The organism is Bacillota bacterium, from assembly GCA_040754675.1.
Taxonomy (GTDB): domain Bacteria; phylum Bacillota; class Limnochordia; order Limnochordales; family Geochordaceae; genus Geochorda.
Genome location: JBFMCJ010000147.1, coordinates 1 through 8,705, shown reverse-complemented (window position 1 = coordinate 8,705; position 8,705 = coordinate 1). Strand labels below are relative to the sequence as shown.

The 8,705-nt window shown below is 63.2% G+C and carries 10 protein-coding genes; 1 reads left to right on the top strand and 9 read right to left on the bottom strand.

What is annotated here, in order from left to right; translation table 11 throughout:
- Window positions 1–128 precede the first annotated feature (128 nt).
- The 8 genes from AB1609_10070 to AB1609_10035 all read right to left on the bottom strand — a co-directional run bounded on the left by AB1609_10070 (window position 129) and on the right by AB1609_10035 (window position 7,225).
- Window positions 129–698, bottom strand: coding sequence for a glucose-6-phosphate isomerase family protein (locus AB1609_10070; protein ID MEW6046811.1), 570 nt, complete (start codon window positions 696–698; stop codon window positions 129–131).
- Between the two features lie 92 nt (window positions 699–790).
- Window positions 791–1,711: an ROK family protein gene (locus tag AB1609_10065; protein MEW6046810.1), complete on the bottom strand. Its 921-nt coding sequence runs from the start codon at window positions 1,709–1,711 to the stop codon at window positions 791–793.
- Window positions 1,711–2,391: a ribulose-phosphate 3-epimerase gene (locus AB1609_10060; protein ID MEW6046809.1), complete on the bottom strand. Its 681-nt coding sequence runs from the start codon at window positions 2,389–2,391 to the stop codon at window positions 1,711–1,713. The genes AB1609_10065 and AB1609_10060 overlap by 1 nt, the downstream gene beginning before the upstream one ends.
- Window positions 2,388–3,296 (bottom strand): allose ABC transporter, encoded by a 909-nt coding sequence (locus AB1609_10055; GenBank protein ID MEW6046808.1) that lies wholly within the window; start codon window positions 3,294–3,296, stop codon window positions 2,388–2,390. Before AB1609_10055 ends, AB1609_10060 begins: the two co-directional genes overlap by 4 nt.
- Window positions 3,297–3,392: 96 nt before the next feature.
- Window positions 3,393–4,895: a sugar ABC transporter ATP-binding protein gene (locus AB1609_10050; GenBank protein MEW6046807.1), complete on the bottom strand. Its 1,503-nt coding sequence runs from the start codon at window positions 4,893–4,895 to the stop codon at window positions 3,393–3,395.
- A gap of 165 nt (window positions 4,896–5,060) precedes the next feature.
- Window positions 5,061–5,990, bottom strand: a complete 930-nt coding sequence (alsB, locus tag AB1609_10045; GenBank protein MEW6046806.1) for a D-allose transporter substrate-binding protein — start codon at window positions 5,988–5,990, stop codon at window positions 5,061–5,063.
- Between the two features lie 103 nt (window positions 5,991–6,093).
- Window positions 6,094–7,113, bottom strand: coding sequence for a LacI family DNA-binding transcriptional regulator (locus tag AB1609_10040; protein ID MEW6046805.1), 1,020 nt, complete (start codon window positions 7,111–7,113; stop codon window positions 6,094–6,096).
- A complete protein-coding gene (locus AB1609_10035) occupies window positions 7,103–7,225 on the bottom strand; it encodes a hypothetical protein (GenBank protein MEW6046804.1) in 123 nt (40 codons plus the stop codon). The genes AB1609_10040 and AB1609_10035 overlap by 11 nt, the downstream gene beginning before the upstream one ends.
- Before the next feature lie 52 nt (window positions 7,226–7,277).
- Between AB1609_10035 and AB1609_10030 the strand changes: the two genes are divergently transcribed.
- Window positions 7,278–7,493 carry a hypothetical protein gene (locus AB1609_10030; protein MEW6046803.1) on the top strand — a complete coding sequence of 72 codons (216 nt, stop codon included), beginning with the start codon at window positions 7,278–7,280 and terminating at the stop codon, window positions 7,491–7,493.
- Between the two features lie 148 nt (window positions 7,494–7,641).
- Here the strand turns inward: AB1609_10030 and AB1609_10025 are convergent, their stop codons facing one another.
- Window positions 7,642–8,631 carry a hypothetical protein gene (locus AB1609_10025; protein ID MEW6046802.1) on the bottom strand — a complete coding sequence of 330 codons (990 nt, stop codon included), beginning with the start codon at window positions 8,629–8,631 and terminating at the stop codon, window positions 7,642–7,644.
- Window positions 8,632–8,705: the final 74 nt, after the last annotated feature.

Here is an 8,705-nt window from a genome sequence, read left to right as displayed (position 1 = left end):
ACGACTTGCCGGTTCCAGACGGGCCGAGGCTGGCCGGGCGAGCGGCGCACCGCCGGCGCAACGCTCACGTCGAGGCGCGCATCATGGGTCAACCCGATGGCGGCGCGAACCGCCCCGCTGACCGTTCGCTATTCAGCCGCTTCGACCACTGGCTTGCCGTTACGCGCCACGACCCGGCGGCGAAACCCCCCGGCTCTCTCAACGGTGGCGTAGTCATGACCTGAGTGGGCAGGCCAGACAGAAAAGAAGATCAGCGGGCCGTCGCCAGTGTTCACCGTCCGATGCGCCCACAGCGGCGGTACGTAGGTCAGCTGTCCGGCGCGCAACGGTACGGTTTGCGCGGCTCCATCCTCCCGCTGCAACACCAGTATCCCCTCGCCGGATAGGGTCAAGTAGGTTTCCGCCGTTTCCCTGACCACATGATAGTGGCCTTTGGTCATGTAGTACTCGCCGCCGATCTGGCCCGAGTACAGTACGGTTGTACAAGCGAGAAGGTGGCCCGGTACCTCCGGCACCAGAGCTTCGAACACCTCATAGACGATGGGATCTCCCCGCTCCAGCTCCCGCCGGACCGCCTCCTTGTCCCGAAAAGCCCATGCCATGTCAGACAGGCGGCGCACGGTTCTTCGATCAGGGTTCGACATGACGCCTGTGACAAAATCGACGCGGCGTGCCCAAGGTTCCGTGAATGACGTCATCGCTAAGACGGCAACCCCCTCGTAGGTCAGGACCCTATGACCGGCCCCCTGGTCAAAGGGCGGTGGCAAAGCCGCTCGCCCCTTCGGAACAGTCAACGTTGCCAAGCCAGGGCTGCGGCACCGACCGCTGAAGCCATCTCGCCCAGCTTGGAGACGACAACTGCTGTTCGCGCTAGGAGCGGCTTGCGAGCATGGCGCTGCATGGCGGCTTCCACCAAAGGCATGAGCACGGCATGCTGGTTCATCATGACCCCGCCACCCAGCACGACCATCTCAGGGGCCAAGATGTTGATGAAGTTAGCGACGCCGATGCCCAGGAACGCGGCAGCCTCCTCTATGACCTGCCTGGCCTCGGGCTCACCAGCGGCGGAGAGCGAGAAGATGTCAGATACGGAGGCGGTCTGGCCGCTGACTTCCCGATACCGGCGCGCAATTGCTGACCCGGAAGCCATCGCTTCGAGGCATCCCCGGCTTCCGCACCCGCACTCGGGCCCGTCGGGAACCAGCACCATATGCCCGCCTTCACCGGCCCCCCCGGTTCCGTGGTAGAGTCTTCCGTCCAGCACCAGTCCGGTACCAATGCCCGTTCCCACCGCGATGAATACGAAGTGCCGGGCCCCCCGAGCTGCGCCAAGCCAGCTCTCGCCCAGCGCTGCAAGGTTCACGTCATTGTCGATGAGTATGGGCACTTTCCCCATGTCGCCGCCGAACAGCTTATCTGCACTCAGCCCTTCGAGCACTCGAAGGTTTGGCGAAGAAAGGATCTGGCCAGTAGAAGGATCGACGATGGCCGGTGCCCCGAGGCCGATGCCGGCTAGTTCAGCCGGAGAAATCACCAAGCTGGCGACCAGAGAAGTCAAGCGCTCGCCTACATGGTCCCGCGCCGAGCCGAAGTCCGAGTTCACCCGAACCTGACGAACGATATCACCCTGTCTTGTCACGACCACGGCCAGCGTTTTCGTAGCGCCGACATCGATACCTGCAGCTAAGGAAGGGGCGCGGTCGTGCTCCATCATGCGGCCATGGCCTCCTTCAGGGCCTCGACCGCAGCCCGGAACCCCCGGGGATGGCTGTATAGACCCGAGGAACCGAGCACCAGAAGGTTAGCACCTGCTGTAACCACGGAGGCCACCGTCTTTACGTTGACCTGCCCGTCGACCTCGATTCGCAGCCCGGGCCGGCTCAGGTCTGCGAGACGACGCAGCTCCCGGAGCTTCTGCGGAGTGGTGGGAACGAAACGCTGCCCAGCGAAGCCCGGTTCGACCGACATCAGACAGACTCCGTCCAGAAGGTTCAGGCAGTACTCCAGCGCATTCAGGGGCGTGGCCGGGTTCATAGCGACGAATACCTCCGGATATAACTCGCGGGCGTGCTCGACGAGCCGGATCGGCGTCCGAGTCGCCTCTACATGAAAGATTATACGCCGAACACCCATGTCGGCGAAGCTGCGTAAACCCAGCTCCGGGTTTTCCACCATCAGATGCACCTCTGCAGGAAGAGGGCTGAATCGCAGCACCTCTCGAACAAGGTCGACCCCGAGGCCATAGTTTGGTACGAATCGCCCATCCATGACGTCGAGGTGAAGGTACTCGATGCCTGCCTCCTTCAGGGCCTGGACCTCTTCATCGAGCCGGCGGAAGCTGGAGCACATGAGCGACGCCGAGAATTCGACGCGAGTTGGAGACAGGCTCACTTCTTCATACCCCTGCCCGACATGTATTGGTTCAGTAACACAGCGGCGATGATCACTACTCCGGTAACAACCTGTTGATAGTACGTCTGAATGTTGAGCAGGTTGAGCGCATTCGTGATGACACCCATGATCAGCGCGCCCATCACGGTCCCGAACACGGTCCCAACCCCGCCAAAGAAGCTCGTGCCCCCGATCACCGTGGCCGCTATGGCCTGGAGCTCAAACCCCATGCCGGCTAGCGGCTCTGCCGCGTACAGGCGGGCAGTCAGGATCACTCCCGTACAGCCAGCAAGCAAACCTGCGAGACTGTAAACCAGTATGAGATGCCGCTGCACGTTGACGCCTGAGAGCCAGGCTGCCGTGGTGTTTCCGCCAATCGCGTAGACGTTGCGTCCAAAGCGGGTCCGTGTCAGAACGACGTGGAACACCAGCGCAACGGCGAGTGAAACGATGACCGGCACCGGTACGGGGCCCAGGTAGCCTGCGATGTACTTCCCGAACTCCGGCGGCAACCCGAAGATGGGTCGCCCATCCGAGATGATGAGCGCGATGCCACGGTAAACGGACATACCGCCGAGGGTGACGATAAAGGGCGGAAGGTTGGTACGCGCGACCAGCAGCCCGTTGAGTAGACCCATGGCCAGGCCGGGTAGGAGCCCTCCCAGCACGATAGCCGCCGCCATGTTGACGCCGCCGACCAGCATCACCGCGGTGAGAAGCCCTGTAACGGCAACCACCGACCCCACAGACAGGTCTATCCCTGCCGTCAAGATCGCGAGCAACTGGCCCACCGCGATAACGATGGTGATCGACGACTGAAGCAGTATCTGGACCAGGTTGGAGGGGGCAAAGAAATACTCAGGCACCATACTCCCCACTAGGCCCATCAGAAGAGCGAGAATCATCAAGGTGCCGTAGCGCTCCCATGTGACCTGCACCCTGGCCCCCCGGCTCGTGCTGGGGCGCTGCCCCCTAGTCGCCACGAGTCCCCCTTGCATTACCTACCCCTCCTGATCCCTGCGTCTCCCTGTCACACAGGCGTAAACCAGTTCCTCCTCCGAGGCCTGTCCAGGGAACTCCCCCGTGATACGGCCCTCGTAAACGACCAGAATGCGATCACAGACCGACAGGAGCTCCGGCATCTCGGAAGAGATAAGCAATATGGCCCGGCCCTGGCCAGCCAGGTCCATGATGATGCGGTGGATTTCGGCCTTGGCACCTATGTCGACACCGCGAGTGGGCTCGTCGAATATGAGAACCTTTGTGTTCAGGAAGAGCCACTTCCCGATCACTACCTTCTGTTGGTTTCCACCACTCAGGCGGTCCACCCGCTCTTGAACTGAACCGGACTTGATCGCGAGGTGCGCCGCCGTCGACTCAGCCAGCCGCCGTTCAGCCGACCTCAGGGTGAAGCCGGTTCGAGACACCAAGCCCGCCCCCAGCTGGAGCGCCGGGAGCGTCAGATTCTGTGATACAGAAAACTGGAGCACCAACCCCTGTTCCCTTCGGCTCTCCGGTATGAGCCCGATGCCACAACGCAGCGCATCGAGCGGGCTATGAATGGAAACAGGTACTCCGTCTATGAATACCTGGCCTCTCCTCGGGCCCAGGTCGCCCACGATAGCTCGGGCGATCTCCGTGCGCCCGGCCCCCACGATGCCGGCCATCCCAACGATCTCGCCTGCATGGACGGAAAAGGAGACATCGCACACACCCGGGGCGGTGAGGTTTTCAACTCGAAGCACCTCAGAGCCCCGCCGACCCTGCCGGACCTGGCGTGTCCGGACAATCTTACGCCCTACCATCATCTGCACGAGTTCGTCTTCGTCCACATCCTTGACATCCCGGGTTCCCACGACGGTGCCATCCTTCAGCACCGTTACTCGATCCCCGATGGTTTTCACCTCGCGGAGCCTGTGTGAAATATAGATGATTGAAACGCTTTCTCGCTTTAGCCGGGCGATCACCTCGAAAAGCTCCCCAGCCTCCCTGTCGGTGAGAGCGGAGGTCGGTTCGTCCATCACCACGATTCTGGCGCCGAGGCTGAGCGCCTTGACGATCTCGACCATCTGCTGCATTGCAAGGCCCAGCTTGTGAACCGGCGTGTGAGGGTCGACGTCGAGGCGAAACCGGCGGAGTTCCTGCTCCGTCCGCCGGTAAAGAGTGGAATAGTCGACCCAGGAAAAGCCGGCAGCACGACGCGTGGGTAGCCGCCCCAAAAAGACGTTTTCTGCCACGCTCAGGGTCGGTACCAGGCTCAATTCCTGGTGGATGATGCCGATGCCCAACTCCCTGGCCCGTGCCGGGGTCAACGCTGTATAAGTCTTGCCATGGACGGTAAGGACCCCGGACGTCGGGGCTACCACGCCGCCGAGGATCTTGATCAAGGTGGACTTACCCGCCCCGTTTTCGCCCAAGAGCACGTGGACCTCACCCGCTCGTAGCTCGAAGCTGACGTGGTCCAGCGCTCGGACTCCGGAGAAGTCCTTCACTATATCTTGCATTCGAACCACAGGCTGTCCTGCCGTGCCTGGATCACCAGCCGGGGCGTGGAGGACAGCCCTGTCCGCGGTGGGGCCGTTTACGGAGTACCCAGTGTTGAACATGCGGGAGGTTCAGCTCCAGGGAGGCGAGGAGGGCGCAATAGGCCCCCCTCGCCCAGGATACGACTAGCGCGTGATAAGCTTCGACGGCACTTCCGCTTGCTGCGGGATGCTCAAAGCTTGCACGAGAAGTCTGAGACTCTCGGCACCGATTCCCGCCGGGTCCTGTGCGATAGTAGCCGCAAGGCGACCCTCTTTGACGGCCTGCACAGCCTCCGGAATCCCGTCGGTGCCGACCACGATCACCTGGTTCTGCTTTCCGGCGTTGATCACGGCTTGAACCGCGCCGAGGGCCATGGTATCGTTCGCACAATAAATGGCCCGGAGGCGCGGAAAGCGCTGGAGGAGGTTGGTGGCCACGTTGAGGGCCTGCATACGATCCCAGTTCGCCGGCTGGCTCGCAACCAGCTTTAGCCGAGGGTTGCGCTCCACAACGGACCTGAATCCGTCTCTGCGATCGTTACCAGACTTGTTGCCAGCCGCCCCCTCGATAATGGCTACCTCGCCGCCCTGGGGGCCAAGGGACTTGACCACGAACTCGCCTGCCTGCTCGCCCACCTTGAAGTTGTTCGTGGTAACGAACGAGTAGACGAACCCGCCTTGCTTCCTGAGCTCTTCCTTGTCAATGGCCTCGTCGATGTTTACCACCGGGATCCCCATTGCGGTCGCCTTGGCCACACCCGGAATCAGGTTCACCGGGCTGATGGGTGCCACACCGAGGCCGTCGTATCCCTTTTGGAGCATGGTCTCCAGCAGTTCCGCCTGGGCCCGGAGGTCGCCCTCGGTCGGAACAGCGTAGATGTCGACCTGAATGCCGAGCTTGGCTGCCTCCTGCTCGATCCCTTCCTTCATGCTAACCCAGAATGGATTGGCAAGGGTCTTCAACAGGATGCCAATCCGCAGCGGGCGTTGCGCCGCGGCGACAGGCGCAGACACTACAGACCCGAGCAGCATTACGATGACCAATGCGCCCACGATCCGTGACAGGCCTCTCATCCCCGGTTCCCTCCTGTTCCGTCTTCTGGTTGATCCTTCGGCTGTGCAACGGTAGAAGCGGTCTAAGCCCCGGCAATCACCCCCCTCGCCGGCGCTGCCCCGCTTAGTGCGGCCCGCAGCTCTGCCTGACTACGAGGCGAGGCCGAAGTACGGTACGCCTCTCGAGCGCCGGCTCCCCCTCTATTTCGCGGATGAGATACTCCGCCCCCAGCCGACCCATCTCGTATTTGGGCTGGTCAACCGTGGTCAGGGCCGGCCGAACCAGGGCGGACAGCGTGATGTTGTCAAAACCCACGACCGCGCAGTCGGCCGGGACGCCGATCTGGCGTTCGGACAGGGCCTGGAGGGCACCCACTGCAAGCAGGTCGTTTGCCGCGAAGATGGCGTCGAAACGCATCCCCGAATCGAGCCAGGCAAGCACGGCTTCTCTCCCCGCATCGATCGAGACCACGGTCTCAGCGTTAGGGGCGGCGGTGAGGTCGCGCCCTGCCTCCTGACTTGCCTTGACGAAACCTTCATATCGATCGAAGTTGGTGCGGTGGCGCCGCGGTCCCGTCAGAACGGCGATGCGCCTGCGGCCCTCCGCCAAGAGGTGTGCCGTAGCTTCGCAGGCGCCAGCCAGGTTGTCGACCAGTATGGCGTGGGCCTGTGGCAGGTTTATCTCCCGGTCGATCACCACAACCGGCATCTCATACATGTTGCGTCCCAACCCGTCAAGCTGAAAGCCACCACCGTAAAGAATCCCGTCCACGTCCTTGTCAACCAGTGCTTCGAGAAGCTGGCGCTCCTTCTCCGGATTCTCTGCGGTGTTAACCAAGAACACGGTGTAACCCCGGGTAGCTGCAGCCTCCTCGGCACCCCGGATCACCTCGGCGAAGAAGGGGTGTGCAATGTCGGGAATTACGAGCCCAAGTGTGCGAGAGTGGCGCGTACGCATCGTGCGTGCCGTCTGGCTGGGCCGGTACATGAGCTTACGTACTGCCAACTCGATGCGCCTCCGGGCTTCCTCGGAAACATGAGGTGACCCGTTGAGGTAACGGGAGACGGTAGAAACCGATACCTCAGCCAGCCTTGCTACGTCGTGGATCGTGGTCCGAAGCGGTCTGGAGCCGTTAGATCTCAACGACGTCTCCCACCCGACACGCCATCTCCTGGCGGGCTTTGGTATCGATACCACAATAGCCCACCTCCCGCGCCCCGTCAAGGGGGTACCGGCAGTCAGTCAGACTGATCACCAATGCCGGCGCTCCCCCGCTGCTGGGGAGCAACCTGGCCCAGGCTATCCTGGTGCACGCCTCGCTGAGCTTCCTGGGGTTCGGTGCAACGCCTCCGACACCGAACCCTGGCTACGAGATCAGCCAGGCCCAGCTTTACCTGGGAGGCGGCGGGTGGTGGGCGGCGTTTCCCGGTATGGCCATCGTGACCATCATTGTGGGCTTCAGCCCGCTCTCCGAGGGGCTGACCGAACGGCCCGACCCGCTGAGCCGGCGCAAGGAGCTGTAGGCTGGTATCCGGATCCCCCGAGCCCCCTGCGGACCTCGCAACAGGCGCTGTGGGGGCCGTTCCCCGAATGGCACGGCATCCGGGAGGTCGTGCGGTATATCGCCTTCCGGCACCAGTACCTGAGAAAGGGGGTGGAGCGCGTACTCTGTCACGTGCCCTCGAGCGTGACGTCGGCCCCCTGCTCGCCGGAAAGGGCCAGGACGATGCCCCATCCGAAGGGCTCGGTGGCCCTGAGGCGGGCCAGGACAACATGGCGTCCCGCCGTCACGGGCACGCGAACCACGTTCGCCCCCGGCTCGATGTAGCCCCGGGACTGCCGGCTTGCAAAGCCCGTGTGGCGGTGCGTCCCGGAGAACACCTTCCGGGCGTCGACGAACAGCTCGATTTCATCACTGAAGCCGAAGCGAAGCGCAACCGCTCCCGAACCGTCCACGCAGAAGTCCCGGTACACGGTGGCCTCGGCTTCGCCGGCCTGAGGCAGATACCTGTTGAGATTCAACGTGCCGTTTTCCTCGGCCTCGACGGGCCCGTGCCCGCCCAGCCACCACCAGGTCACCGTGCCGGGTTCCACGATCGGCGGCGGGGCGGCCCGGTCCAACCTGGACGGGTCGGGGGCGCCAATGCGCAGTTGTGAGAAGTAGGCCTGTCGAAGCGACCAGACCCCCACACCGCCGGACGGATGCGGATGGGCAAGTGGTTCCACGATGAGGGGGCGCTGCTGGCCCATGGATACGGCCATGGTGCTGCCGACGACGTCGAGGCGAAGCGTGAACCACCGTCCGGTGGGGACATCCGCCTGGCCCTGGTATCGAGGCCCGCTGAACACCTGCCAGGTGTTGGTGCCGTGGAACACCGGGTCGTACTGGACGGCATCCCACTGCCCTGTGGTGTGCGGCCGAACGTACGCCAGTTCGAAGTTGTCCTCGCCGGCAGCGCGGAACGCGATACCCGGAGAGCACGGCTCGTCCGCGCCAAGGTCCGCTTCTATGGCGGCGTCCTCGAGCACCACGTCCTTGAGCAGCGCCAGGCCGTTTTCCAGGCGGAGCGCTCTGCGGCCGTTCCAGGTGACCACCTCTGCGCCTGCTGCACGAACATTCAGGCGGTCGAAGGTCGCAAGGTCGATCCTCTCAAGGGCCATCGGACCGCACCATCCTGCACCCGTCCCGTTCCTGTCATGGATGGCATGGCTCGACACCGCGCAGCCATCCCACG